The organism is Nonomuraea aridisoli, assembly GCF_003236395.1.
Taxonomy (GTDB): domain Bacteria; phylum Actinomycetota; class Actinomycetes; order Streptosporangiales; family Streptosporangiaceae; genus Nonomuraea; species Nonomuraea aridisoli.
On the sequence record NZ_POUD01000608.1, the window covers coordinates 1 to 866 of the forward strand.

General features: G+C 76.7%; 1 pseudogene. It reads left to right on the forward strand.

The annotated features are described in order from the left end of the window. Positions 1 to 594 precede the first annotated feature (594 nt). Positions 595 to 866: pseudogene (locus C1J01_RS48375) on the forward strand (hypothetical protein); the annotation flags it as partial.

The window sequence follows — 866 nt, forward strand, 5'->3', positions numbered from 1 at the left end:
CCCCAAAGCGACGCCGGTGCCTTCCCGTACCAGCCTGGCCAGGCCGCCAGTACCTTCTCTGAGGCCCACCAAGCGTCCCCAAGCCCCCAGCACGGCAGCCTGGGCGCCCCGCACCCGGGCTTATCTCCACACCCAGGAGCGGCGCCTGAGAGCTCCATGGTTACCGGTTCGTACCCGGGCGCCGGTTCGGCTTCCACCATCCCGCCCCACGCGCCGACCACCCCGACGTCACCGCACACGCACGGCTCGCTGACTTCGCCGCACGTCCCGACGCTCGGGCAGGGCGACCCGACTTCGCCGCACCTCCCGGCAGCGGGCCAGGCGGTCCCCGCACCGCCCAGGAGCGAGGCCTCCTCACCCGGCGTTCCTCATGCCGCGGCCGTCCCGCACGCCGCTCACGGCGTACCGCCATCGCCGGGTGCGCACGCGACGTCGGCGAGCGGGGGGCGGACGGCGGGAGGCACGCCGGTACCGCCGCGCGGCGGTTCGGGGCCGTATCCGGGTCCGGCCGCGCCCGGATGGGGCGAGACGACCTCACCCGCCGTCACCCGTACGGCGCGCAAGCGGGGAGCGTGGCTGGCGGGCGGCGCCAGCATGGCCGCGGCGGCCGTCGCCGCCGTGTTCATCGTGTCACCGGGGGACCCCGAGCCCACGCCGTACCGGGAGCAGGCTCAGACCGCGGCGCTCGCGCCCGAGACGACCGCGCCGGCCCAGTCCGCACCGCCGCCCACCTCGGCGGAGCCCTCCACGTCACCGTCCGACCTGGAACCGGCCGACCGGGAGGAGCAGCGCCGGTCCGACCGGGAAGAGGACGCGCCCGGCCAGCGGTCGGTCAGGACCACGCAGGCCGCCCCGAAGACCACCCC